17 protein-coding genes and 1 pseudogene are annotated in these 25923 nt (G+C 55.4%); 6 read left to right on the top strand and 12 right to left on the bottom strand.

Annotated features, from left to right (window positions below):
* Positions 1 to 106 precede the first annotated feature (106 nt).
* On the top strand, positions 107 to 1429 hold the full coding sequence (locus HU143_RS01160) for an MFS transporter (RefSeq protein ID WP_001148981.1): 1323 nt from the start codon (positions 107 to 109) through the stop codon (positions 1427 to 1429).
* A gap of 39 nt (positions 1430 to 1468) precedes the next feature.
* Here the strand turns inward: HU143_RS01160 and HU143_RS01155 are convergent, their stop codons facing one another.
* Complete coding sequence (locus HU143_RS01155; RefSeq protein ID WP_023227411.1) at positions 1469 to 3529, bottom strand: AsmA family protein; 2061 nt, start codon at positions 3527 to 3529, stop codon at positions 1469 to 1471.
* Positions 3530 to 3638: 109 nt separating this feature from the next.
* Positions 3639 to 4406, bottom strand: a complete 768-nt coding sequence (gene pdeH / locus HU143_RS01150) for a cyclic-guanylate-specific phosphodiesterase (RefSeq protein ID WP_000595625.1) — start codon at positions 4404 to 4406, stop codon at positions 3639 to 3641.
* A gap of 228 nt (positions 4407 to 4634) precedes the next feature.
* Here pdeH and HU143_RS01145 point away from each other — a divergent pair, with 228 nt between their 5' ends.
* Positions 4635 to 5564, top strand: coding sequence for a sugar kinase (locus HU143_RS01145; protein ID WP_023227410.1), 930 nt, complete (start codon positions 4635 to 4637; stop codon positions 5562 to 5564).
* A gap of 53 nt (positions 5565 to 5617) precedes the next feature.
* Here HU143_RS01145 and HU143_RS01140 read toward each other — a convergent pair whose 3' ends face one another.
* The 9 genes from HU143_RS01140 to bcsR all read right to left on the bottom strand — a co-directional run bounded on the left by HU143_RS01140 (position 5618) and on the right by bcsR (position 21474).
* Entirely contained in the window at positions 5618 to 7105 is a 1488-nt protein-coding gene (locus HU143_RS01140) for a M16 family metallopeptidase (protein ID WP_023227409.1), read from the bottom strand.
* 219 nt (positions 7106 to 7324) lie between these two features.
* Positions 7325 to 8611, bottom strand: a complete 1287-nt coding sequence (dctA, locus tag HU143_RS01135; RefSeq protein ID WP_000858228.1) for a C4-dicarboxylate transporter DctC — start codon at positions 8609 to 8611, stop codon at positions 7325 to 7327.
* A gap of 157 nt (positions 8612 to 8768) precedes the next feature.
* Complete coding sequence (gene hmsP / locus HU143_RS01130; protein WP_001266354.1) at positions 8769 to 10775, bottom strand: biofilm formation regulator HmsP; 2007 nt, start codon at positions 10773 to 10775, stop codon at positions 8769 to 8771.
* A 173-nt stretch (positions 10776 to 10948) separates the two neighbouring features.
* A complete protein-coding gene (gene bcsC, locus HU143_RS01125) occupies positions 10949 to 14491 on the bottom strand; it encodes a cellulose synthase complex outer membrane protein BcsC (RefSeq protein WP_023227408.1) in 3543 nt (1180 codons plus the stop codon).
* Positions 14473 to 15582, bottom strand: coding sequence for a cellulose synthase complex periplasmic endoglucanase BcsZ (gene bcsZ, locus HU143_RS01120; RefSeq protein WP_000988802.1), 1110 nt, complete (start codon positions 15580 to 15582; stop codon positions 14473 to 14475). The genes bcsC and bcsZ overlap by 19 nt, the downstream gene beginning before the upstream one ends.
* 3 nt (positions 15583 to 15585) lie before the next feature.
* Complete coding sequence (gene bcsB, locus HU143_RS01115; RefSeq protein ID WP_023227407.1) at positions 15586 to 17886, bottom strand: cellulose biosynthesis cyclic di-GMP-binding regulatory protein BcsB; 2301 nt, start codon at positions 17884 to 17886, stop codon at positions 15586 to 15588.
* 10 nt (positions 17887 to 17896) lie between these two features.
* On the bottom strand, positions 17897 to 20521 hold the full coding sequence (bcsA, locus tag HU143_RS01110) for a UDP-forming cellulose synthase catalytic subunit (RefSeq protein ID WP_001275346.1): 2625 nt from the start codon (positions 20519 to 20521) through the stop codon (positions 17897 to 17899).
* On the bottom strand, positions 20518 to 21270 hold the full coding sequence (gene bcsQ / locus HU143_RS01105) for a cellulose biosynthesis protein BcsQ (RefSeq protein WP_023227406.1): 753 nt from the start codon (positions 21268 to 21270) through the stop codon (positions 20518 to 20520). The genes bcsA and bcsQ overlap by 4 nt, the downstream gene beginning before the upstream one ends.
* On the bottom strand, positions 21271 to 21474 hold the full coding sequence (gene bcsR, locus HU143_RS01100) for a cellulose biosynthesis protein BcsR (RefSeq protein WP_000282616.1): 204 nt from the start codon (positions 21472 to 21474) through the stop codon (positions 21271 to 21273). It abuts the gene before it with no gap.
* A 244-nt stretch (positions 21475 to 21718) separates the two neighbouring features.
* On the opposite strand from bcsR, the gene bcsE reads away from it, so the two are divergent.
* Genes bcsE through bcsG form a run of 3 tightly spaced genes read left to right on the top strand, consistent with a single transcriptional unit; the run spans position 21719 to position 25154 of the window.
* Positions 21719 to 23290, top strand: coding sequence for a cellulose biosynthesis c-di-GMP-binding protein BcsE (gene bcsE / locus HU143_RS01095; RefSeq protein WP_001205771.1), 1572 nt, complete (start codon positions 21719 to 21721; stop codon positions 23288 to 23290).
* Positions 23287 to 23478: a cellulose biosynthesis protein BcsF gene (bcsF, locus tag HU143_RS01090; protein WP_000988321.1), complete on the top strand. Its 192-nt coding sequence runs from the start codon at positions 23287 to 23289 to the stop codon at positions 23476 to 23478. The genes bcsE and bcsF overlap by 4 nt, the downstream gene beginning before the upstream one ends.
* Entirely contained in the window at positions 23475 to 25154 is a 1680-nt protein-coding gene (bcsG, locus tag HU143_RS01085) for a cellulose biosynthesis protein BcsG (protein WP_023227405.1), read from the top strand. The genes bcsF and bcsG overlap by 4 nt, the downstream gene beginning before the upstream one ends.
* An 81-nt stretch (positions 25155 to 25235) precedes the next feature.
* On the opposite strand, the gene HU143_RS01080 is transcribed toward bcsG, so the two are convergent.
* Positions 25236 to 25343, bottom strand: coding sequence for a type I toxin-antitoxin system toxin Ldr family protein (locus HU143_RS01080; RefSeq protein ID WP_001537650.1), 108 nt, complete (start codon positions 25341 to 25343; stop codon positions 25236 to 25238).
* A 372-nt stretch (positions 25344 to 25715) separates the two neighbouring features.
* Between HU143_RS01080 and HU143_RS24370 the strand changes: the two are divergent.
* Positions 25716 to 25868: pseudogene (locus HU143_RS24370) on the top strand (PLP-dependent transferase); the annotation flags it as partial.
* Positions 25869 to 25923: the final 55 nt, after the last annotated feature.

Raw genomic sequence — 25923 nt, 5'->3', positions numbered from 1 at the left:
CCCTTTTTGCGCTTTTTTTGACCATTTTTGGCTTTTGTTACACATTGAAATATAACTTTTGCTGTGCGTAATATGGCTATTCGTTCGCTAAAAATAAGAAAATAGTATGCAAGCAACCGCCACAACACTCGACCATGAACAGGAACATGTTCCGGTAAACTCACGCAATAAAGTCGTTATTGCCTCGCTTATCGGCACCGCGATTGAGTTCTTCGACTTCTATATTTACGCCACCGCAGCGGTGATCGTGTTCCCCCTTATCTTCTTCCCCCAGGGCGATCCCACTGCGGCAACGCTACAATCGCTCGCCACCTTCGCTATCGCGTTTGTGGCGCGTCCGATCGGCTCTGCGCTATTTGGTCACTTCGGCGACCGGGTAGGCCGCAAAGTCACGCTGGTGGCTTCGCTGCTGACGATGGGGATCTCCACGGTCATTATCGGTCTATTACCGGGCTACGCGACGATAGGTATTTTCGCGCCGCTGCTGCTGGCGCTGGCGCGTTTCGGACAGGGACTGGGGCTGGGCGGCGAATGGGGCGGCGCAGCGTTATTAGCGACGGAGAATGCGCCGCCGCGCAAACGCGCGCTGTATGGCTCCTTCCCGCAGTTGGGCGCGCCGATCGGCTTCTTTTTTGCCAATGGCACCTTCCTGTTGCTCTCCTGGCTGCTGACCGACGAGCAATTTATGAGCTGGGGCTGGCGCGTGCCGTTTATCTTCTCGGCGGTACTGGTGATTATCGGCCTGTATGTGCGCGTGTCGCTGCATGAAACGCCGGTGTTTGCGAAAGTCGCCGCAGCGAAAAAGCAGGTAAAAATACCGCTGGGCACGTTGCTGACGAAGCATGTCCGCGTAACCATTCTCGGCACGTTTATCATGCTGGCGACCTACACGCTGTTCTATATCATGACCGTCTATTCCATGACTTACAGCACTGCCGCCGCGCCGGTGGGGCTTGGCTTGCCGCGCAATGAAATACTGTGGATGCTGATGATGGCGGTGATTGGTTTCGGCGTGATGGTGCCCGTCGCCGGCCTGCTGGCGGACGCATTTGGCCGTCGGAAAAGCATGGTCATCATTACCACGCTCATCATTCTCTTCGCGTTGTTCGCCTTTACCCCGCTGCTGGGTTCAGGCAATCCAGCGCTGGTCTTCGTGTTCCTGTTGTTAGGTCTGAGCCTGATGGGGCTGACCTTCGGCCCAATGGGAGCGCTGCTGCCGGAGCTATTTCCGACGGAAGTACGCTATACCGGCGCATCGTTTTCCTACAATGTGTCATCGATTCTGGGCGCTTCCGTCGCGCCGTATATTGCCGCATGGCTGCAAAGCCACTACGGGCTGGCGGCGGTAGGGGTTTACCTGGCGTCAATGGCGGCGCTGACGCTGATTGCACTGCTGTTAACCCATGAGACGCGTCATCAGGCGTTGTAATAGGGCGCCGGATGGTGTCATCCGGCGCTACGTTTCACATTACTGCTTCATCTGCGTTAAAATCGTCCGGCACTGATTGGCTTCGCCCTCAGAGGGCGAAATGAGCGCCAATAGCGCGGCGGCGGGCGTTACCAACGTCGCCAGCGCTGCCGCAACCGCGCCGCGCGCAATCAGCGGGCCGGGCTTGACGCCCGCCTGCGGATTTTTAAATGTCCCACGCACGTACAGCGGCGATCGCAGCGTAATAATACGAATCCCCTTACTTTCCGGATCAATGGTTAAATCGAGCTGTTCAGAGGCGAAGCTCGCCGTACCGGTCACGTTAATCAACGCATTTTCTGTATCAAAAGCAAAAATTTGCGGTCGCGCCACGCCGTTCGCAATATTGAGATTCGCCGCCGCGCAGTTAACCCGCACTTCGTCATCGCCAAAAATCTGCCCGACAATATAGTTGCCGACGTTCAGCCCCACGATTTCCATCAGGTTGCGGCTAATCAATCCATCATTCATCAATAATTTGAGATTGCCGTTACTGTTGCCAAGCAGCGCGGCAACCGAGTTGCCCGTGCCGCGAATATCCGCATCGCCGTTCAGCTCGCCCAGCGTTTTCTGCATCAGCTCCACATCCGGCATCAGTTCTTTAAGCTTCAGCCGACGCGCCTGTATATCCGCCTGCCCCTGCATCGGCTTTTTATCCCCTTCCAGATGGATGTTGGAGACAATACTGCCGCCTGCCAGACCAAACTTCAGCGGCTGTAGACGTAAGTCGGCGTTTTTCAGGATGATATGGGTCGAAAGATCGCTAATCGGTAGACTGCCGCCATGCTCAATACGCCGGCCTTTAAACCGGACATCGGCGTCCATAACATCCCATTTGTCGGTTTCAAAGCGATCGTAAGGCAACACTTTATCCGCTGGCTGAACATTCTTCTCGCCTTTGCGCTGTTCAGACCGTTTCGACTGCTCAGCGTCTTTCCCGGAATCCACGCCAATCAGCGGCCCAAGATCGGCCAGGCGTAACTGGCGCGATTCGACATCACCTTCCAGTTTAGGGCGCGGTTTACCGGTGGTATAAGTGAGGGAGCCGTGGATATCACTGTCGCCAATGCGCCCGTTAAAACCGCGATAATCAAATACCGATGACTTTTCGGCGTCAATTTTCGCTACCAATCGCCCATCGGTCTCAAACGGCGGCGTATCCGGCAGCAGCACGCCGGTTAAATCATATAAATCGCCCAGTGAATCGCCAGAGAATTTAAGCCGCAGATCGACGCCGCCCATTTTCATCGGCTCGTTCACCACGCCGCTAAAAGCCACCCGCGTATTGCCAGAGCGGAAATCGGCCTGCACAGGAAAAGGCGTACTTTCGCTGCGTAGCGCCAGCATACCGCCTATTTTCCCCGTACCGGTCAACGGTTCCCCGTTATAACGCCCCTGCGCCTTCAGGCCGAAGACATAGTCGCCCACGGTGGATTTGTCTGCTTTGCCTTTCGTTCCCGTCACTTCGCTGAACGGCAACGGTTTGCCTAACGGATCGATCAGAATAGTGATATCCGCTTTGCTGACCTTATCATCGATCGCGATTCGCCCCTGGTCGAAGAGAATATTATCCAGCCGGAAGGACCAGGCGGAAGGTTTAGCATTGGGGTCCGTATTCTTGTCTTGCGCGAGGTTAAAGGTCCAGTTATTGGTTTTCTCGGACAGACGAATAAGACGCGCGTCGGGTTTCACTAGTTTGATCCACGGCAGCCAGACGGTTTTGGTCAGGAGCGCCAGCGGGGCAAGCGTCGCCTCAACGCGTGGCAGATGCACCATCGTGACTTCCGGAATATCCGGCGGATTGCCAAGAATGACGTCTTCCGCGTGAACATGCGGCCACGGTACCCAGCTTCGCCAGCCGGTCTCCTGTTTTTGGCGTTCCCACACCACGCCTAAATCGCCGCGAATAGCGAAAGGCCGGTTCAATTCGGTAGAGACTTTCTGGTTGATGGTCGGTTTGAGGCGGTTCCAGTCAAATGTTGCGATCAACAAAATCACTATGGCGATCAACAACAAGAAAGTCCCTGTGATGGCGGCGGTTATTTTGCCTGCTTTAGTCATGTGTTATTTCCTCACTTCTTCCCTTGCCTGTCCTAAAGATAGTTCAGCCAGACGAAAAAGGAGGATGACCGCGCCTCGTAATACCACGTATTACGGGAACAGTCTGGCGTTACAGGGTCAGAATCACCTCTTCGAGCGATATCAGCGGCACGGGTCGAGAAAGAAAATAGCCCTGGGCGGCAAAGGCGGGCGAACGCTGCACATCACGCCACTCTTCCAGCGTCTCCACGCCCTCGACAATAACGCCGCGGCAGTAGCGGTTCATCAGTTGCAGCAGCAGAATGAACAGGTTGCGTCCCTCCGGAGACTGACGCAGCATGACGAACAGCTCGCGCGCCACTTTAATGTAGTCATAACGCACTTCGCTCAGCGCTGAAAAATTGGCCATACCAGTACCAAAATCATCCAGCCACAGCGGGCCGAACTCACACATCGAGGCGAAAGAGGAGTCTTTCGGCAAACGAATATGTTCCACCAGTTCGAAACGCAGCCAGGGTAAGCGCTCCATCGCTGCCAGAATGTCCGGCTGTCGTCGCATGGCAATCAGCGTAGGGCCGTCGACATTGACCGATGCCAATAAGTGATGGCGAGTGAAAAAATCCGCTTTTTGTTCGAGCTGATGAAGTTGTTCTTTCACTACGTCAATGCGGTGTCGAACCGCTAACTCCGCGAAATAACGATCCGGGGCAATACGTCTGGAAGGGTTATCAGGATGGGTGACGACAGTGAGAAGTTCAACCGCCATCAGACGGCCATCCGTCTGGTATATCGGCTGGTAAGTATAGGCACGCTCGCATTGCAGCCAATAGCGCCGTTCCTGCAAATTCTCTATACCTGCATCAGGAACGCGTAGCTGCTGGATAACCTGCTTTATCATCTCAGTTGTCCTGTTAATGGGAGTGTGACTGTCCGGACTCGTCAAAGGTTATCGGCGTTCAGGCAGAGAACTTTACCCTCAGTCCCTGGCAAAATAAAAACAGACCCCGAAACTTGTCAAAAATACGCACTTGCTCAAAAAAATAATGGACCGATGTTTTAATATTATTGACCACTAAACATCCACAGCGCACACTAACGCTAATTTTTACAGATCAGGTTCACGACTATGTCTAAAAAGATTGCCGTGATTGGCGAATGCATGATTGAGCTGTCGCAGAAAGGCGCTGATGTTCAGCGCGGCTTCGGCGGCGACACGCTGAATACCTCCGTTTATATTGCCCGTCAGGTCGATTCTGCCGCTCTGGCCGTTCACTATGTGACGGCGCTGGGTACCGACAGTTTCAGCCAACAGATGCTGGAGGCGTGGCAGCATGAAAATGTGGATACCTCGCTAACGCAGCGGATGGAAAATCGCCTGCCAGGCCTCTATTACATCGAAACCGATGACACTGGCGAGCGTACCTTCTACTACTGGCGTAACGAAGCGGCAGCGAAATTCTGGCTGGAGAGCGAGCAGTCAGCGGCTATCTGCAAGGCGCTGGCGACCTTCGATTATCTCTACCTGAGCGGCATTAGCCTCGCGATTTTAAGCCCAACCAGCCGTGTTAAGCTGCTGTCTTTATTGCGTGAATGCCGGGCCAACGGCGGGAAAGTCATTTTTGATAATAACTATCGCCCGCGTTTATGGACAAGTCGCGAAGAAACGCAGCAGGTCTATCAAAAGATGCTGGAATGTACTGATATCGCCTTCCTGACACTGGACGATGAAGACGCGCTATGGGGTAAACAACCGGTGGAAGAGGTCATTGCCCGCACCCATGCGGCAGGCGTGCAGGAAGTGGTGGTAAAACGCGGGGCGGACTCTTGCCTGGTCTCGATTCAGGGCGAGGCGCGCATTGACGTTCCGGCAGTGAAACTGCCGAAAGAGAAAGTGATAGACACCACTGCCGCAGGCGACTCCTTCAGCGCCGGTTATCTGGCCGTTCGTTTGACGGGCGGCAGCGCGACGGATGCCGCGAAGCGCGGACACCTGACGGCCAGCACGGTGATTCAGTACCGTGGGGCCATTATTCCGCACGACGCGATGCCGCAGTAAGTCATTTGCTCTTGCCCGGTGGCGCTGCGCTTACCGGGCCGGCAGGCGGCAGCTTACTGTGCCGCCGGTGTCTCCGTCACTTCCGGATGCGCCTCATCTGCTTCAACAGCGGCGGCAGTTGCCGGAACCATGATTTCATCCCACGTCGCCTTTAACGCCTTCATATTAAATTCCGGCTCGCCTTGCGGTTGCAGCAAAATTAATGCCATCTCCTGCGATAGCTGCTGACGTAGATTCTGATTGAGCATATCGACGGTCAGGCTGTTGAGGAAATTCTGACGCAGCTTCTGATACTGCTCCGGCGCGATATCCACCACCTGATTCTGCAGCGAGCGCATACGCTGTCCAGTCAAAATGTCAGTATCGGTACGCGCGTAGGTCGCGAATAGCTTTTGCAATTCGAGATTTTTCTGCGCCACCAGCGCAGTAAACTCCTCTTCCGACAAACCTTTATCGCGTACTTTCGCCAGTTCATTCGCCACCAGGCTCAAATTGGTATTGAGCTTCTCATTAGGTGATTCAATGTTGATGGCGCACTGCGCGCGCAGAAACAGAACCCGGCAGTCAAACCCCAGACCAATATCTTTCGCGTTATTTTTAGTAAGCTCTTGCTGGATATGCCAGAACAGCGCTTCGCGCGCCAGATCCGCCTGCCAGTAGCGCAACAGCGCCGCCGATTCGCGAATCGGTTGCCACGGCGTATCCCACATAATGGAGAGGCGATCCTGGCGCACCGCATCGGTCATAATGCTCACTGATTCCGCCCGCAGCGGCGAAAGCGTCGGCACCGGGGCGGGCGTTTCGCGTTTACCTTTCAGCGTACCGAACGTTTTATTGATCTGCTCGGCGACGGAGCGCGCATCAATATTGCCGACAACAATCAGCGTCATGGCATCCGGGGTGTACCATTTTTCATAGAAAGCCTGAATTTTGGCTGCGTCTACCGGCTGCTTTAACGGTTCCGCGGGATCGTGCCCCAATAACGCCGACCCTTTCAGCCGATAACGCCACCAGCCCTCTTTAGTATCTGCTGGCCACGTCGCAACCATATCTTCGCTGCTTAACGCATGATTCACCGTCTCTGGCGTAATGGTTAATTTACCGGAGACGTTAGCCAGATAGGTCAGCGCTTCTTTCAGCAGATCGTTACGGTTATTGGGTAAACTGAGGTTATAGAGCGTGGAATCATAAGAAACAATAACGGGCGGCATGGGACGTTTCGGATCAAACCCTTGCTGCCATAAAGAACGTGCCTGTGCGGCATCCAGACCACCGCTTTGCGTCAGCGCGATACGGGGAATCGCATGGCTGAACCCGCTCTGTTGCGTACTTTCGGTGAGCGAACCGGTATTAACCTGGAGACGAACTTCAATACGATCGCTGGGGCGCTGAGGCGTAGCCAACACTTGCCACTGTAACCCATTAGCCAGCGTCCCCTGTTGCCATGCCGGATCGGGCTGGAGCGCATCTGCCTGCACATAGCCGGCAGAGGCCAACATCAACAGACTGCCCGCTAAGAGTCGAATTTTTGTGCCCTGCATGTGAACCCCTGATCAACAATCCTGGTAATAAAAAGACAGCCCCGGCAGGGATGCCTGAATATGACGTAAAAACACTTCGTGTTAGACCGCGAGAACCTAAAAATGTCACGGAAGAAGTGAAATAATCCCTAAGCATCATGCTGTATGCTTTGGGCGCAGGGGTCAATTATGCGCAAACACCCGCAGTCCTGGAAGGGACTACGGGCATAAGTGGCGAGATTAGGAGGAAATTTCGTGCGTTTTGCCATCCGGCGCACGATTATTAAGCACATCGTCCAGCTTTTGGTGATCTAACTCTTTCACCCATTTGGCAACCACCACCGTCGCCACGCCGTTACCCACCAGGTTAGTCAGCGCGCGCGCTTCGGACATAAAGCGGTCGATACCGAGGATTAACGCCAGTCCCGCCACCGGCAAATGACCTACGGCGGAGATAGTGGCCGCCAGCACGATAAAGCCGCTTCCGGTCACGCCCGCGGCGCCTTTTGACGAAAGCAGCAGCACGACCAGCAGCGTTATCTGGTGGAAGATATCCATATGGCTGTTGGTCGCCTGGGCGATAAACACCGCCGCCATCGTCAGGTAGATAGAGGTGCCATCGAGGTTGAACGAATACCCCGTCGGGATCACCAGCCCCACCACCGATTTACGGCACCCCAGTTTTTCCATCTTATCGAGCATACGCGGCAACGCTGACTCGGAAGAGGAGGTGCCGAGCACAATGAGTAATTCTTCCCGGATATAGCGAATAAATTTAAAAATGCTAAAGCCCGTTACCCGTGCAATCGTCCCCAGCACCACCACCACGAAGAGAATACAGGTGATATAGAAGCAGATAATGAGCTGCCCCAGTTGCACCAGAGAACCGACGCCGTATTTACCGATGGTGAAGGCCATCGCGCCGAATGCGCCAATCGGCGCCAGGCGCATGATCATATTGATGATGCCGAAAATGACCTGCGAAAAACTCTCAATCACATTGAAAATGAGCTGGCCTTTGCTGCCCAAACGGTGCAGCGCAAAACCAAACAACACCGCAAACAATAAGACCTGCAGAATGTTGCCGCTGGCAAACGCGCCGATCACGCTGCCCGGTATGACATCCATCAGGAAGGCAATAATGCCCTGCTCCTTGGCTTGTGCGGCATAAACGGCCACCGCCTGCGCATCCAGCGTTGCCGGATCGACGTTCATCCCGGCGCCAGGTTGCACAACGTTGACGATGATAAGACCGATAATCAGCGCAATCGTACTGACAATTTCAAAGTAAAGCAGCGCGACCGCGCCGGTACGGCCCACCGCCTTCATGCTTTCCATGCCTGCGATGCCCGTCACGACAGTACAGAAAATGACAGGAGCGATGATCATCTTAATGAGCTTAACGAACGCGTCGCCAAGCGGTTTCATTTGTGCGCCCAGTTCAGGATAGTAATGGCCAAGGAGAATACCAATGGCGATTGCTGTCAGGACCTGAAAATAAAGACTTTTGAACAGAGAGGTTTTCATAGGGTGTCCTTGAAGTAAAAACCACAGGTCTTGTAAGGTTATGAGTAACCTGCGGCCTTAAAATAACACCCACACAACATGACAGAAATGCGCCAGGATCATAATTGAAACAAAAATGTTAAAAAGTTTGAGCTGACTCGCACAAGCGCGACCTTTTTTAACTTTTGTAATCAGGATTTTCGTGCGACAGATACCGTTCTTCAAAGATATCCGCGGGAACGGGCCGAGCAAACAGGAAGCCTTGCGCCACGTTGACTCCAGCCTGTTCCAGCCACGCGCGTTGCGCCTCGTTCTCCACGCCCTCGGCAATCAATTGTAAATTAAGACTGCGGGCCATCAGGATAATCGCCGTCACCATACTGTGATCATCCGGTAACCCATCGACAAACATTTTATCAATTTTAAGGATATCGACCGGTAGCGACTTCATATGCTGTAACTGGCGCAACCCCGCGTAACCCATGCCAAAATCATCCAGTGCGATACGCACGCCAGCATTACGTAACGGACGTAAGATAGCGACGGCAGCGTGCGGATCGTCGATACGGCGGCTTTCAGTGACCTCAAGAATCAGCGTACCCGGTTGAATACGATAGCGGTTTAACAATTCCAGCAGATCCGACACCATGCCAGGGTGCATGAGCTGTAACGCGGAAAGATTGACGGAGAGCGGCAATGTCACGCCGCGCTCCTGCCAGGCGGCAAGCTGGCGGCAGGACTCTTCCAGCACCCAATGGCCCACCGTGACCATCAGGCCGCAGGATTCAATGCGCTCAATCAGCCCCTCCGGCAATTCCCAGCTACCGTCCGGCTGCTGCATACGTAACAAGGCTTCGGCGCTTAATACGTTGCCGCTGCGCATCTCGACCTGCGGCTGCAGCCAAATGGCAAACTGATGGTTATCCAGCGCGGTAAGGATATCGCTCTCTTCGGTAAGGCGCTGTTGAGCGGCCTCCATCTGCGCCGGGTCAAAGAACTGGATCTGATTTTTACCTTTTCGGCGCGCGGTAAAGGCGGCGGAGACGGCGCGACCATAGAGCGCTTCGGCGGTCAGATCGCCATAATACATCGCAATGCCAATACTGCAGCTTGGGCGCAGTTGAATACCCTGGATGGGCAGTCGTTCATTAATGATAGTGAGTATTTGCTGACCTAATGTAATGGCGTGCCACGGCTCTTTAACGCCGTGGGCGATAATGGCAAAGTCATACCCGCTGACCTGCGTAAGCACCATGCGCGGCGCCAGCACCGACTTCAGCTTCTCAACCAGCGTCAGTAATAGAATCTCCCGCTGCGTTTCTTGCAGCACGCCTGCCGTGTCACGCAACGTTTCGCACGTCACGATGATAAGCGCGGTGGTTTGTTGGCGGGTGATAACCTGTTCCAGCAATGCCATTAAAAAGGCTTTATTGGGCAGCTCGGAAACCGGAAAACGCATCGCGTTGTCCGTTTGCTCCTCGCGTTGACGCTGCATAAGCTGCTGGTTGAGGTTATAGCTGCGCACCAGCATCCCAATTTCATCATCCTGATGCAGACGCGGCAACGCCAGCTGATGTCCGATCAGCTCCTGCTGCGGAATGTCGTTCAGCTCGCGGGCGATTTTGCGCAGCGGATGCACAATCAGGCGGTTTACGCACCAGGCGATGGCCACCGTCAGGATCAGCGATAAAAGTAAGTAAATGGTCACTAACGTAGAGAGCGCGCTCATGACGAACTTGTACATACGGTACGAATCCGCCTGCAATACAAGGTAGGCCAGCGGTTGCGGATTGGCAGGACGCTCCAACGAATAAACCGGCAAAGAAATTTGTACCGGCAGTTCGAAGAGACGCGTCACCATAACCGGGACGGGGCGTTCAGGAATGAAGCGCTTACGCAACGCCTGGAACTGATTCGGCAATACCACATCGGCGCGACTCACCACGCCCGCAGGTTTAATACTTTCCAGAATGGTTTCCGCGCCGGGGAGATCCGCTTTTAAAATCGCGGAAGAAAGAGGTTCCCGAACAGATCGCGCGATGCTTTCCAGTTGCGTAGCCGTGTTGTAGCGGTTCTGCTGTACCAGATGGAACAACAAAACGGTGCAAAAGACAAAAACAAACACCATGACAACGGCCGCAACCATTGCCATCTGTTTAATTGTTAACGAGCGGCTGACGCGCAAATTGACTCTCCCTGGATATCCCGGACTGCCGCCTGAGTATACCCGATTGCAGCGGCATTAAGAGAGGCTGTATCTGAAAAGGACTTTTCTGAATAACGGTTAATGATAGCGTCTGATGGCGCTGCGCTTCTCAGGCCTACAACGCCTGTCAATTCGTAGGCCTGACGCAATGATTACCAGTCAGCGTAAGGCACCAGAGGCTGCGGCGGTAAATCCATATCCCCCTGCCAGCCCGCCGCGGAATAACGGACATACAGCAGCAGATGACTGGGGGTATAATCTTTCGCCTGCTGAATATCGACAGCCGTACCCACAAACCAGTTGGCAGTGACCCGGCGTTCAATGAGCGCCCGCGCGGTATAGCCAAATCCCTGGCTGCTGCCGCCGCCGTTGGTCTGGTCACGCGCATCCTCCTGATAATCCGCCGGGATCAAATTCATCAGCGGATAACGCGGCATGGTACGGGTGCGGGAGTGCGACCAGGATACCGAGCCGCCCAGCTCCCACGACCAGTTTTCCGTACGCTGCCGCCACATCACCGGCACCGCAAACGACAGGTATTCCTGCGGGCTATAATAACCGCCCTGACCCAGTGAATAACCGCTCAGATCTTTGTCGTAATGCCAGATCATGTTATTCAGCCCGACGGTAACACGGCGGTTATTCTCGTTAATCACCTTATAGTAATAACCGGTCATCCAGCGCACGCGCCAGTTATCTTCTACATTTTTACCGCTCAACTGGTCGCCGCTGAGCGACGCCCAGACACCGTTTGCTTCGCCTTTATCATAGCTGAGACTGACGCCGCCGCCGTTGGCCCGCACGCCGCCCCATTTGGTGCCGGTATTGCTGCTGGCATCCTTTTGCCCGCCAAACGCCAGCAGCGAGCTGGAGATCGGGCGACGATGCGCGTTCAGGGTATAACCCAACGGCCCGATATCGTCGCTATAGCTGACGCCGCCGACCACATCAACGACATTAAAGCCCATCGGCGTCGTGCCGATATCCCAGCGCCAGGTCTCATTCTGCCAGCCGACCGCCACGCTCGCGCCCGTATCGGCCTGGCTACGATGTCCGCTGCATTTCTCCAGCGTACAGGTACCCCAGTTATTATCGTATTTTCCATCCGCATCCGTAGAGAAGCGGCCAACATCCATATTCACCATATCAGTACGAAAGAACGCCCGTCCGTCCGACCAGGGCGCATCCACCTGAAGCATCGTGGTATGCGCCTTCAGATCGGAGTAACCGCCAGTCCCGCTCGACCCCCAATAATCGTGCGCCAACGTGACATTGAGATCCTGCTGACGGTACAACTCCGCCGCATCGCTACGCACGCCGCGTTTTAGCCAGTCGTCTTTTTCATCATTGCGCGTCAGGCGGGTAAAGGTATCGTTATCCTGGGGACGAACCGGCGTAATCGCCGCGGCGACCATTGCGTCTTTGTAGGTCTCCAGCGCCCGCTGCGGCTCGCCCGTTTGCGCCTGAAAAGCGGCGGCGTCACGCAATACCATCGCGCTTTCCATTGATGGCGGCTGTGCTTTTGCCTGCGGCGTAATGCGGTTGAAGGTCCGCGCCGCCGCCGTGATATCGCCAAGCTGGAGCTGCGCCAGCGCGACGCGGCGCTGCATGTTAATAGAGGTGATTTGCGACGCAGGCAGCGCCGCCAGCTGAGCGCGCGCCGCAGCGTTATCGCCCTGTGCGATGTCGATTTCCACCCGCCCCAGCATGGCATCGACATTACCCGGTTCCCGCGCCAGAACGGCGTCATAAGCGGCGCGGGCCGCCGCATTATCGCCACGCTGCTGCGCCCAGTCCGCCAACGTTAACGCAATGCGCGTAGAGGGCGGCTGCTGACGTAACAACGCTTCCGCTTCGCGTTCTTTGCCGCTATCGCGCAAGCGGTTAGCGCTTTCCAGCACCTGGTTACTTTGCAATCGGCCCGCCAGTTCCTGAATATTGCTGTTCCACTGGCTGGTCGGTAGGGTATTGAGATGCGCCAGCGCCGCCCGGTCCCGATCGCTGCCGGAAAGATAAAGCCCATAAGCATAGACCTGTTCCGGATCGTTTGGCTTCTGCTGCGCCAGAGAGCGCATTTGCGCATCGGCCTGGGCGTGCTGCCCGGCCTGCCACAGATCGCGTGACAGTCGGTACGTCACCCACACGCTCCCCGGATCTAATGCCAGCCGACGACGGTGCAGTTCTGCGGCCTGCGCCCATTTGCCCTCGCTTTCCAGCGTTTCCGCCTGCTGCGCCAGACGGTCATTTTCCAGACTGCGTTCGATATCGTCGATACTGCGCCGCTGGCTGGCGGAAAGAGAAGCGATAAACGCGGCGGCTTTTTGCGGCGACTGCTGGCGATAAAGATTCGCCAGCCCGCGTACAGCATTGCTATTACCGCTATCCATACGCAGCGTCTGCTGATAATAACGTTCGGCGGCGGCATTATCTTTGCGCGCCATCGCCACATCCCCCAGCCCCAGCACCGCGTAGCTGTCGGTGTTATCCACTGCTCGCGCCTGCTGATAGAAACGCTCCGCCTGGGCCAGATTATTCGCTTTTAAGGCCGCGTCGCCCTGCTGAATTAACAGCCAGTAGCGATTGACCTTCAGCAGACTCTCCCACTTATCGCGGCTGCTGCTGTGCGGCGCCATCGCCAGCGCTTTTTCAAACTGCGCGACGGCGCGGGCGCGATCGCCACGCTGTGAGTATGCCTGCCCCAGCGCGCCGACCGCCTCGCTGTCGTCCTGCCGGGCGCTCACCGCCTGCTGCAATTGCGCAATGGCCTTACCGCCTTCTCCGGCATTAACCGCCGCGATGCCCAGCGAGCGCGCGCGGAACGCCGGATCGGCTAACTGTTTTTGCTGCTCGCTAAGCTGGGCGCGGGCGGCAGACACGCTATCGCCTTCGCTAAACTGCGTCAGATAGTCTTGCAACGCTTTTACGCTGGCGTCGCTCACCGGGAGATCTTTTATCTGCTGGTACCAGATGGCGGAGGCCGCGCTGCGTCCCGTACTGGATGTCGCCATCTGTTTTAGCACCGCAAATCCCTCATCGCGCCGCCCGCTGGCGAACAACAGTTGCGCCAGCGCATTTTGCAGAGCGTTATTACCCGGACTGACGGCATTGATTTTCTGTAGCTGGTTAATCGCTTCGTGACGGCGGGCGGGCAATTTCGCCACGGTCGTCCAGTATTCGACCGCCAGTTCGCCCTCCGGCGGATAACCTTTAAACAGCTTGTCGTAGCTGGCGATCGCTTGTTCAGTATGGCCGGTCGTCGCCAGTAAACGCGCCTCCTGCAAAGACTGGCGTCCTTGCGGCGTGGAGAGCAGCATCGCGGTGCGGGAAGATTGATACGCCGTCGACTCCGGTGCCAGTTGCGCCAGCCGGTCAAGTAGCTTCTGTGCCCCGTCGCTATCCCCCTGGCGCAACAGATAGCGGAAACGGGCGGCGATAACCTGTGGATCATTGGGGTCGATCAGCTCCAGGCGATAGAGCGACTGACGGACTAAGTCCTCACGGTGCGTGGCCTCGCCCAGCCGAACCTGCTCCAGCAACTGTTGCTGCGCGGAGGTCGCTGCGTCGGCAAGCGGTGTTAGCGCCATACCAAGCGATAAACCCAACAATGCCCGAGAAACGCCCCTTTTGCCAGGTAAGGCGTTTCGACCGCCAGCCGGCAAAAAAGCGTGCATGAGACTTAACGTGAACTTACGCATTCCTGGCCCCAGTCAGGTAATAATTCACCTTTGACGGTGAAGCGAAAACGGTGCTGATCCCAGCCTTGTCCAAAGAGAGTCAGCACATAGTTGTAATAGGCATCGCTGCCAGGAAAATGGTCTGCGACCCGCTGTCGCTGCACGGCCTGGGCGTCGCGATTTTGCAGGAAAGGCAGTAAAGCGGCGGAAAACCCGACCGGCCCCGTCCCCTGCGCATTCCCGCTGACGACATCCACTTTCTCCGGTGGAACGCCGTTTTTCATCGTTAACGTCGCCATCGGTTTAAATCGCGCCAGTAAACGCGCTTTTTGCGGATCGCCATCATGCATCATTCCCGCCCATAAATAGACGCGAATCGCATCGTAGCTACTGATCAGCGTCTTTTCCGCTTTCAACTGCCAGCCTTGCTTGCTTTCATAACGCACCCAGTCCGGCGAGAAACCTTTCGGCGCGGTTTCCAGCAAAAGCCGCAAATTGGTTTCCCGTAGCGTCGACCACGGCGCGCCAAAACGGCTAAAGTATTGCGCCAACTGCGGCGGCAGATAGCTTGGGTTAAAACGCCAGCTATTCGCCTCGGCAAAGCCGATTTTGCCAGGTAGCAGCATTGAGCCCAGCCCCGGCACATTCACGACCTCTTCGCGAGCGATGCGTTTTAGCAACGCCGTGCCCACCTCGGTATAACGCGTCTCTTTCCACAGACGACCGGCCTCCAGCAGCGACCATGCCATCCAGATATCGCCGTCGGACGCGGAGTTGCTGTCCAGCACCGACCAGGTGTCGGGATCTTTTTGCCCCCACAGCCAGGCGGGCAGATGTTCACGCAGCGATCCCTGCGCCAGATTGTTTTGCGTCCAGTTAAACAGTTGCGCGAACGCCGGTCGATCGTTCGCCGCCAGGGCAAAGAACATGGCGTAGCTCTGCCCTTCGGAGGTGGTAATTTTTCGCGCATCGCCCGGATCGATAACGCGTCCCTGCTGGCTAATGTAATCTTTCTTGAACTGTTCCCACGCAGGCCAGCTACAGGCTGCCTGCGCATTTATTGCCGTCAGCATGACGATCATCGTTATCCATCCGCGCAGCATAGTCATCATGCGTTACTCATGGTCAGGGTCGAGACGACGGCGACTGAGAATACGTAGCAGACGCCACAATACCCACGCCAGTAATACCACACTGAGGGCCGCCAGTACCGCCAGCAGCACCGGGTGATTCGCCAGCGCATACCACAGCCGCTCAAACCACGGCAGATGTCCGACGTAATAGATATCGCCAACGCGCAGACTGTGAACGCCGGACTCGCGGATCACCGCCACGGAACCAAACATCGCGGCGCGTTTACCGCTGTCGTTCACGGCGTCGTTCAGTAGCTGGTAGCCGCGCGGGCTATCAGCCAGCAGAGCAATCACGCTGCGCTGATCGTTAAACGGCGACTGGAAGCCCACCACCGCCGCCATCGGGCCGCTGGCGGTGACGGTGGACTGCGCATCCGCCGCGCGATCGGCCTCATCCGGCATAATCGACGGGAAAGCGGTCTGCCGCATCGGGGTTTTTACCCAGCTTTGTGTCGCCTGCACCAACAGATCGATACGCTTATCGTCTTTTAGCTTGCCCGGAATAGCGCCAATAATCAGCAGATCGGCGTCTTTGTCGGCTATCTGAGCGCTATCATCGGTGATGGTCAGATTAATTGCCGGGAAACCGGTCTGCCCGCCAATGGCACCGACCGTATTCAACAGCGTTTCCATTTGCGCTTCGGTTGGGGTCTTCGGCATCACCGCCAGCGTGTCAGACAGGTCGGCCATCCGGCTGAACGGGAAACCCGCATTGGCGAACGCGCGTAAATCCGGCATCGCGATAAAGTGGTAATATTTCGAAAAATCGATAGTGGAGTCATCCCCTATCACCACATGATTCGGTACCGGCTGGAAGGTAATACAGTTGTCCACCGACCCGCCCGGCATCGGGTTCATGTAGCGGAAGTCAAAACGTAGTTGGTTCATCGCCCCCAGTTTGAGCGCCGGAATAGACACATCCGTTTTACCATCCAGCAGTCCCTGAAGTACCGGCAGGCGCAACAGGAGTCGATTAGTTTCCTGCGTGCTGTTAAGGCTAAAGGCTTGCAGGAACTGGTTATTCAGACTGATGTCCAGCCGCGAACTGTCTTTGGTCGGCGGCGAGGTATAACGGTAGTTGAGATCCATATCAATACCGTTGCTACGCAGCAAATAGAGGTCCGGCGGCAGATTCAAAGAAACGTTGATGGGCGCCGGCTCCAGCCCACTCGACTGGAGCTGCTCTTCATAGGTTTTCAGCTCGCCAAAAGTGACCGGGCGATCGGTACGCACCCAGTTCGGCGCATCATACGGTTTGCGCGCCAGCAGCGGTTTTACATCGTTGACCACCACGCTGGAACCACGGAAGAGAATATTCCCTTGCGCGATACCTTTTGCCGCCTGCAACAGGTCTTTATCATCTCGACCAAACACGACCAGCAACTTCACATACGGATTATCCGGATGGTTCATCATCTCGATAACCGGCGCGTTAACCGCAGGATGATCGCGCAGGAAATCTGGGCGTCGATCGTTGGTGGCGAACACGATCGCATTGCGATCCGGCAGGTGATTATACAACACCGGGAAGCGCTGACCGCGCCAGCCCGCCCGCGAGCCAAACCAGGACGCGACAATAGAAGCCGCCTGCTGCTGCGCCAGATCCGGCATGTCAGCAAACACTATCGGCAACGTCACCGGACGGTTATCCCGCGGATCGAAAAACGGCACCGGGAAGTGGGACAGATCGTTATTCACCGCCAGCATGTTATAGGTCAGATCCAGGGCGCTATTTCGCCCGATGTCTAACCACAGAGTACTGCTGGCCGGGTTTTCACACACGTCGCGATAGTGGCCGACAAACTCCAGCCGCACCCGGTTAAAGTCGGTGATAAATAGCGGATTGATAGGTACCTGCGCCAGCGTCTTTTTCCCCAACTGCTCTTTTGTCACCGGCAGTACGCCCATCAGTTCATCATTGAGATAAACCTTGAGCTGCGACTGAACCGGCAGGAGCGACGGCGAGGGCGTATATTCCAGATTCAACACCGCTTTCGACGCCACTTCATCGCTGCGCATACCAAATTCAATGCCGCCGTTAGGGTTAACGCCACGCAGCGCCATACTGCCCGGCGGCGGCGCGATTTGCGCAAAGGTCAGCTTGACCTCGCGCGAAGGCGCGGTCTGCGCCACGACGGGCGCCTCAGTTGCGGGCGACTGCGCAGGCTCGGTGGGTTCAGCATTGATCAATGGCGGCATCGCAGGCGCCGCCGCCGTCATGAAAGCAGGAAACGCGCTTAATCCTATTACCGCCGCACACATCCAGGACAATTTTCTTTTCATCGCATTATCATCATTGTTGAGCCTGAGCCATAACCCGATCCGACGGCTGTATCGCCGCTTGCCGCTCCGGGCGACGCGGAATAAACGATACAATCCAGGCAATTAACGCCGTCAACGATCGGAAAATTACTTTTACTGAAGGCGGCGCGAACTCCGCGAGGTGGCGATATCCGCGGAAGCCCAGCTTCAGAATATCCAGCAAGCTTTCCAGCGGTTTATCTTCCGGGAAGCTATCTTGCCAAAGCGCCCACGTATCGGCGCGCGCGAAGGTACACTGCACAAAATCAATATGTTGTTTGGTGGTGAGCGGCATCAGTTGTAGTCCGACCTCATTGCCCGTTACGCGCACCACCTGCGTTGGAAAGACATATTCCTGCTGCCCGCGTTTAAGCAACAGATTCACTTTCTGCCCTTCCAGCACCTGCGCCTGACCGTTGATCTTGATGCCTAACCCGCCGTCGGAGAAGTCATGTACGGTACAGGAGAACAAATGTCCATCTTCGCGGGCGATGGCCCCCGGCATGGCAATCTCGACCCGATGCGCGCGCCTGACCTGTTTACTCTCTACCGAAACCGCAACTGCGCCGCCGAGAATGACCAGGTTGTAGAAGACCCACACCAGGCTAACGATGACGGTCAGCGTTTCATTTTCCGGCCCGTAATAGTATCGCCATACGCCCGCCGCCACGCCGAGCAGGTTAAGCAAGACAAGGAAGATATACGGACGCGAGATTACCCAGTCGACGTACTTCTCTTCCACCAGTCCGCCTTTCGCCGTGACGTTAAATTTCCCTTTGTGCGGATTGATCAACGCGACCAGAGTCGGTGGTGCGATATACCATGCCAGTACCGTTTCATAGATTTCACTCCAGAAAGAGTGACGATACTTGCCCTGAATCTTCGAGTTAGTCAGGCTGGCGTGGACCATGTGCGGTATCACAAATAGCGCAATCATCAACGCAGGCGCATAAATGATATAGGCGTGCAGCAGCAGAAAAGCCAGCGGCGCGGTCAGAAAGATCAGGCGCGGAATGCCGGACAAGAAATGGAACATCGCGTTGAGGTAGCACAGCCGCTGCGCCAGTTTTAAGCCTTTACCAAACAGAGGGTTATCGAGGCGGAAAATTTGCACCATGCCCCGCGCCCAACGAATACGCTGCCCGATATGCGCCGACAGGCTTTCCGTCGCCAGCCCCGCCGCCTGCGGAATGCGCATATACGCTGAGGTATAACCTCGCCGGTGCAGTCGGAGCGAAGTATGCGCATCTTCCGTCACCGTCTCAACGGCGATACCGCCAATCTCATCCAGCGGCTTACGGCGAATCACCGCGCACGATCCGCAAAAGAAAGTGGCGTCCCACATATCGTTACCGTCCTGCACCAGTCCGTAAAACAGCGTGCCTTCGTTAGGCGTTTTACGAAAACGTCCCAGGTTGCGCTCAAACGGGTCCGGGGAGAAGAAATGATGCGGCGTCTGCATCATCGCCAGCTGTTTCTCTTTCAGGAACCAGCCCATTGTCATTTGCAGAAACGAGCGTGTCGGCACATGGTCGCAATCGAAGATCGCCACAAACTCGCCTTTCGCGTGTTTTAGCGCATTGTTGATGTTGCCGGCTTTGGCGTGTTCATGCGTGGTGCGGGCAATGTAATGCACGCCAACATGTCGGGCAAACTGACGAAATGATTCGCGCCCGCCGTCATCAAGGATCCAGATATTCAGCTTGTCCTTCGGCCAGTCAATGCCAAGCGAAGCGTAAATGGTATTTTTGACCACATTAAGGTCTTCGTTATAGGTCGGTACAAAAATATCCACCGTCGGCCACTGCGACATCTCTTTCGGCAACGGCACCGGTTGACGATTTAACGGCCACACCACCTGGAAGTACCCCAGCACCAGTACAATCCAGGCGTAGGTTTCCGCAAACAGCAGAATCAGCCCGCACACCAGACTGACCGGGTCGTCCCAATTTAACGTCGAGGTATAGCGCCACCAGATATAACGACAGGAGACCGTTAGCGACAGCACGATGAGCATCAGCGCGGAAAAGCGTCCCGGCATACGTCGTACCAACAGCGCAACGCCCCACAGCAACAGCAGAAAGATAAATTGCGATAGCGGGTTAAATGGCTGCGTAATACAGATCAGCGCCAGTATCAGTGAAAAGGTCACGATAACGCCCAGAATAAAACGCCGGGCGCCGTTGCTAAGATGTCCCAGCTCTTTTTCCTTTTCCAGATGCGTTGTCTTTTGACGCACCCGTTCCGGTAAGGTATCCATCCATTGATGGTAACGTCCACGAACGTCCTTCAGGCGCGCAAATGACCGCCAGCGCGGTTCATGACGTTCTTTAGTCGACGAGATCATCACCAGCCAGAGGGTCTGAATGAGGTAGCGGGCCGGGTCCAGCGGGCGCGGGCGGGCGGCGTTAATATGCGGATAAAGCGCTTTATGCCCGTCGCGAATACGCTGCCAGCGCGGATGCTCAAGCGGAAACACTATCCACGCCAGAATCGTCCACAGGCAGCCGAGCGCTGCGCTAAACGGCGACGCGCCGTGGCGGCGGTAACCCTGATAGCGCTCGCTCAAACGCGCGCTAACCGGCGGGATAAGCAGCCACCGGGAAAGGGCGCTCATCGCAGGCTCCCGGCGGACGTTTTGTCACCCGCATCATGCAGCAGGCACCAGTTCGCCAGCGTTAACACCTCTTCGGCGGCTAACGAATCGCTGCGATATTCGCCTAACGGCTGTTTCGACGCCATGCACTCCGCCATCGCTTCATCGCGATGGATCACAATAGGCAGCAACCGGCGCTGGCTTTGCAGCCAAACCTGGTACAGATCGTCCTGTAACTGGCTGCCAATGCGTAAGTCATTGATCAGAATATGCGCTCCGGCAGGCAACGCCTGCTGATGAAGGCGAATATGGCAGTTAGCGTCAACCTGGGCTATCGCCAGCGTATGGTCGCAGAGGCTCAGCAGCTGCCGTGTCAGCGGTGACGCGCCGTAGGGCAAGTCCAGTAAAATCCAGCTATAACGCCCGCTCGCTTTCAGCGCCTGGATAGCCGATCCGATCTCTACCAGCGTCTCCTGCCAGGCCTGCGGATTTTCCCGCTCTTGCGCGGTGAGCTGTCCAAACGGCAGTAGATCAAGCTGCGAGGTATAACGTAACCCGGCATCGCGCCAGTCCTGACCGTCCAGCAACGATCGCGCCCAACCGCCCTGATGGACAAAGTCGACGTTAAACGACATGCGCAGCAGGTTATCGGGGCTGGCGTCAATCACCAGGACATTTTCCCCTAAGATTTGTAACGCCCAGGCGAGTGCTGCGGTGAGAGATGTGGTTCCCACCCCGCCGCGCACGCCCTGCAGTCCCAGAATCGCCATTCATGGCTTCCTTAATGAATGTGGTTGCGCAAATTCAGCCAGGAGCGGCCATCTTTTAATCGCCGCCGCCAACTGTTCGCGTTGGGAAATATCGGTATAATCTATTTCGGGTAGTGAAAACGCCTGGCTTAATGCCAGAAAATCATTTTGAAAAGTGTAGCCCAACGTTGGATCGGACTGAGCGCCAGGTTCATTGTTATACATTCTGGTTGCTCCTTTTTAAATATTTCTCACTGGCAGCATTACGCCCCGTCGTCAATACGGGAGAACGCACATTTTTCATCTTTCCGTGACATCATTTATAATGTGTAAAAATGCAAAGCGCAGAGTTACAGGGCATCCTGCCGGACAAATTGATTCACATGCTAAATCTGATGCGTTTTAATTTCAATGTTAGGTTTATTTCTGTGCTTTCGCTAGTAAACTGATAAACAGTTAAAATAGTGACATGAGGGACACTGTGGACCCCGTATTTTCTCTCGGCATCTCATCATTATGGGATGAACTGCGCCATATGCCAACCGGCGGCGTCTGGTGGGTTAACGCCGATCGCCAGCAAGATGCCATCAGCCTGGTGAATCAAACGATTGCGTCACAAACGGAGAATGCAAATGTCGCCGTCATCGGCATGGAAGGCGATCCTGGCAAAGTAATCAAATTAGATGAATCTCACGGTCCGGAGAAAATCCGCTTATTTACCATGCCGGATTCAGAAAAAGGGCTATACTCTTTGCCCCACGATTTGCTTTGTTCTGTTAACCCGACGCATTACTTTTTCATTCTTATTTGTGCAAATAACACGTGGCGGAATATAACGTCAGAAAGCCTGCATAAATGGCTGGAAAAAATGAATAAATGGACTCGTTTTCATCACTGTTCATTGTTGGTTATTAACCCTTGTAATAATAGCGATAAACAGTCCTCGTTGTTGATGGGCGAGTATCGCTCACTTTTCGGCCTCGCCAGTTTACGTTTTCAGGGCGACCAACATTTGTTCGATATTGCCTTCTGGTGTAACGAAAAAGGCGTCAGCGCCCGACAGCAGTTATTGCTGTGTCAGCAGGACGAACGCTGGACGCTATCCCATCAGGAGGAGACGGCAATTCAGCCGCGTAGCGACGAAAAACGCATTCTTAGCCACGTCGCCGTCCTTGAAGGCGCGCCGCCGCTCTCGGAACACTGGACGCTTTTCGACAATAACGAAGCGCTATTCAACGACGCGCGCACGGCGCAGGCCGCGACAATTATTTTTTCGCTTACACAGAACAACCAAATCGAGCCGCTTGCTCGTCGCATTCATACTTTGCGACGCCAGCGGGGAAGCGCGCTGAAAATTGTCGTGCGCGAAAATATCGCCAGTTTGCGCGCCACCGATGAGCGCCTGCTGCTGGGCTGCGGCGCGAATATGATCATTCCCTGGAACGCCCCGCTTTCACGCTGCCTGACGCTTATTGAAAGCGTGCAGGGGCAGCAGTTCAGCCGTTACGTACCGGAAGACATCACCACGCTACTGTCGATGACGCAGCCGTTGAAACTGCGCGGTTTTCAGCCGTGGGATACCTTCTGCGATGCCATCCATACGATGATGAGCAACACCCTACTCCCCGCCGACGGGAAAGGCGTTCTGGTCGCGCTGCGCCCGGTGCCGGGCATTCGGGTTGAGCAGGCGTTAACATTATGTCGGCCAAACCGAACCGGCGATATTATGACCATCGGCGGCAACCGTCTGGTGCTGTTTTTATCATTCTGCCGGGTCAACGATCTGGATACCGCGTTAAACCATATTTTCCCTTTGCCGACGGGCGATATTTTCTCTAATCGTATGGTCTGGTTCGAAGATAAACAAATCAGCGCCGAGCTGGTGCAGATGCGCTTATTGTCGCCGGAACTGTGGGGAACGCCGCTACCGCTGGCAAAACGCGCCGACCCGGTAATAAATGCCGAACACGATGGCCGCATCTGGCGTCGTATTCCTGAACCCCTGCGATTGCTCGACGACACCGCGGAGCGTGCATCATGATGACCATCAGCGATATCGTGCAAATTATTCTTTTTTGCGCGCTGATTTTCTTTCCGCTGGGGTATCTGGCGCGTCATTCGCTACGCCGTATCAGTGATACAACCCGGCTGCTATTTGCCAAACCTCGTTATGTAAAACCAGCCGGAACTCTGCGCCGCGCTACGAAAGTCAAGGCAGACAAAAAATGACTCAGCATACTCAAACTCCTTCAATGCCTTCTCCGCTCTGGCAGTACTGGCGCGGTCTTTCCGGCTGGAACTTCTATTTTCTGGTCAAGTTTGGCCTGCTGTGGGCAGGCTATCTGAATTTTCATCCTTTACTGAATCTGGTATTCATGGCGTTTCTGCTCATGCCAATACCAAAATATCGCCTTCACCGGTTGCGCCACTGGATTGCCATTCCCGTCGGCTTCGCGCTGTTCTGGCATGATACCTGGCTGCCCGGCCCGCAAAGCATTATGAGCCAGGGGACGCAGGTGGCGGAATTCAGCTCCGGTTATCTGCTCGATCTGATCGCCCGTTTTATTAACTGGCACATGATCGGCGCCATCTTCGTACTGCTGGTTGCCTGGCTTTTTTTATCACAGTGGATTCGGGTTACGGTGTTTGTGGTCGCCATCATGGTATGGCTGAATGTCCTGACATTAACCGGCCCGGTTTTTACTCTGTGGCCGGCAGGCCAGCCAACCGATACGGTGACGACGACTGGCGGTAACGCAGCCGCTACCGTCGCGACAGCGGGCGATAAGCCGGTCATCGGCGATATGCCTGCGCAAACCGCGCCGCCGACGACCGCGAATCTGAACGCCTGGTTGAACACCTTCTATGCCGCGGAAGAAAAGCGGAAAACGACGTTCCCGGCGCAGCTTCCGCCTGATGCGCAGCCGTTCGACCTATTGGTCATCAATATTTGTTCGCTCTCCTGGTCGGATGTCGAAGCGGCAGGCTTGATGTCACATCCGCTATGGTCGCACTTTGACATTTTGTTTAAACACTTTAATTCCGGCACGTCTTACAGCGGCCCGGCGGCCATTCGTCTGCTGCGCGCCAGCTGTGGTCAACCATCGCATACCCGACTTTATCAACCAGCCGATAACGAATGTTATCTGTTTGATAATCTGGCGAAGCTGGGTTTTACTCAGCATCTGATGATGGATCATAACGGTGAATTTGGCGGCTTCCTGAAAGAAGTTCGCGAAAACGGCGGTATGCAGAGCGAACTGATGAACCAGTCCGGCCTGCCAACCGCCCTGCTGTCATTCGACGGCTCGCCGGTATATGACGATCTGGCGGTCCTGAACCGCTGGTTGACAGGGGAAGAACGTGAAGCCAATTCCCGCTCCGCGACTTTCTTTAACCTGCTGCCGCTGCACGATGGCAACCATTTCCCCGGCGTCAGCAAAACGGCAGATTATAAAATCCGCGCGCAGAAACTGTTCGATGAACTGGACGCTTTCTTTACCGAACTGGAGAAATCCGGGCGTAAGGTGATGGTGGTGGTCGTACCGGAGCACGGCGGCGCGCTGAAGGGCGACAGAATGCAGATCTCAGGCCTGCGCGATATTCCCAGCCCCTCCATCACCAATGTCCCGGCGGGCGTGAAATTTTTTGGCATGAAAGCCCCGCATGAGGGCGCGCCGATTGATATTAATCAGCCGAGCAGCTACCTGGCGATTTCCGAACTGGTCGTACGCGCCGTGGACGGTAAGCTCTTTACCGAAGACAGTGTGAACTGGAACAAGCTGACCAGCAATCTGCCGCAAACCGCGCCGGTTTCAGAAAACGCTAATGCGGTGGTGATTCAGTACCAGGGTAAGCCCTACGTTCGTCTGAATGGCGGCGACTGGGTGCCTTACCCGCAGTAAACCGAAAAAGGCCGCAAGGTTTCCCCTGCGGCCTGGTTCGGGCGCATGTTGCCATTACGGCGGACAGACGCTCAAAACGCGTTACTTCCTGTCACGTAGCCAGTTGACGATCACACTGGCGATAATGCCAGCAATGATCGGCGCCGCCAGATCGTGCCAGAAGGCCACGCCCAACTGCGTAAGCGTCATATAGCCGCCTTGTTGCAATGGCAACCGTTCGCGGCTATCCTTGATGTGTTGAGGATCAAGTTAGCCTCCGTCAGGTTGCCAGGTTTATACCAGTCAACGTGCGGAGGTTTTCTCTTTCCAGCAACCAATGCCGCCGGGGATCAAGCCCCCGCAACATTGCGCCTCACCGGGTAAACCCGGCTTGCTGCTGATATTACGGCAAAATCCCCGTCCCGGCACGGCGCTAACGCGCAATCTGCGTGACGCTTCGCAGACGACTACTTTTATTTGCCAGAATACATTCAGCATTTCTGACGCTGGCAGTCAGCCGCTCAATTCTGTAAATTATGCCTCCTCGCGGCCAGTCCCGGTGATACCGAAACCCTCGTTCAGCATCCTGCGTCTATGACATATTCGCCTGTTGCGCCAGAGGAATGGCTAAAAGCAGGTATTACCGACGAACTTATCCGTCTTTCAGCGGGACCTGAAGATCCCGACGATATTATTCATGACCTTGAACGCGCCAGCAGAAAAGCAGCATTCTGACGATTGCTCGGCGAACCGCTGTCACCGGTTTGCCGCATCGGGTATCAAGGCACTA

The organism is Salmonella sp. SJTUF14076, assembly GCF_015534835.1.
Taxonomy (GTDB): Bacteria; Pseudomonadota; Gammaproteobacteria; order Enterobacterales; family Enterobacteriaceae; genus Salmonella; species Salmonella enterica.
This window is presented reverse-complemented; position numbering and strand designations above follow the sequence as displayed.

What these genes read in the sequence shown, in the direction of transcription:
- HU143_RS01160 (WP_001148981.1), top strand. Translation starts at nt 107, where the DNA reads ATGCAAGCAACCGCCACAACACTCGACCATGAACAGGAACATGTTCCG.
- HU143_RS01155 (WP_023227411.1), bottom strand. Translation starts at nt 3,529, where the DNA reads ATGACTAAAGCAGGCAAAATAACCGCCGCCATCACAGGGACTTTCTTG.
- pdeH (WP_000595625.1), bottom strand. Translation starts at nt 4,406, where the DNA reads ATGATAAAGCAGGTTATCCAGCAGCTACGCGTTCCTGATGCAGGTATA.
- HU143_RS01145 (WP_023227410.1), top strand. Translation starts at nt 4,635, where the DNA reads ATGTCTAAAAAGATTGCCGTGATTGGCGAATGCATGATTGAGCTGTCG.
- HU143_RS01140 (WP_023227409.1), bottom strand. Translation starts at nt 7,105, where the DNA reads ATGCAGGGCACAAAAATTCGACTCTTAGCGGGCAGTCTGTTGATGTTG.
- dctA (WP_000858228.1), bottom strand. Translation starts at nt 8,611, where the DNA reads ATGAAAACCTCTCTGTTCAAAAGTCTTTATTTTCAGGTCCTGACAGCA.
- bcsC (WP_023227408.1), bottom strand. Translation starts at nt 14,491, where the DNA reads ATGCGTAAGTTCACGTTAAGTCTCATGCACGCTTTTTTGCCGGCTGGC.
- bcsZ (WP_000988802.1), bottom strand. Translation starts at nt 15,582, where the DNA reads ATGATGACTATGCTGCGCGGATGGATAACGATGATCGTCATGCTGACG.
- bcsB (WP_023227407.1), bottom strand. Translation starts at nt 17,886, where the DNA reads ATGAAAAGAAAATTGTCCTGGATGTGTGCGGCGGTAATAGGATTAAGC.
- bcsA (WP_001275346.1), bottom strand. Translation starts at nt 20,521, where the DNA reads ATGAGCGCCCTTTCCCGGTGGCTGCTTATCCCGCCGGTTAGCGCGCGT.
- bcsQ (WP_023227406.1), bottom strand. Translation starts at nt 21,270, where the DNA reads ATGGCGATTCTGGGACTGCAGGGCGTGCGCGGCGGGGTGGGAACCACA.
- bcsR (WP_000282616.1), bottom strand. Translation starts at nt 21,474, where the DNA reads ATGTATAACAATGAACCTGGCGCTCAGTCCGATCCAACGTTGGGCTAC.
- bcsE (WP_001205771.1), top strand. Translation starts at nt 21,719, where the DNA reads ATGAGGGACACTGTGGACCCCGTATTTTCTCTCGGCATCTCATCATTA.
- bcsF (WP_000988321.1), top strand. Translation starts at nt 23,287, where the DNA reads ATGATGACCATCAGCGATATCGTGCAAATTATTCTTTTTTGCGCGCTG.
- bcsG (WP_023227405.1), top strand. Translation starts at nt 23,475, where the DNA reads ATGACTCAGCATACTCAAACTCCTTCAATGCCTTCTCCGCTCTGGCAG.
- HU143_RS01080 (WP_001537650.1), bottom strand. Translation starts at nt 25,343, where the DNA reads ATGACGCTTACGCAGTTGGGCGTGGCCTTCTGGCACGATCTGGCGGCG.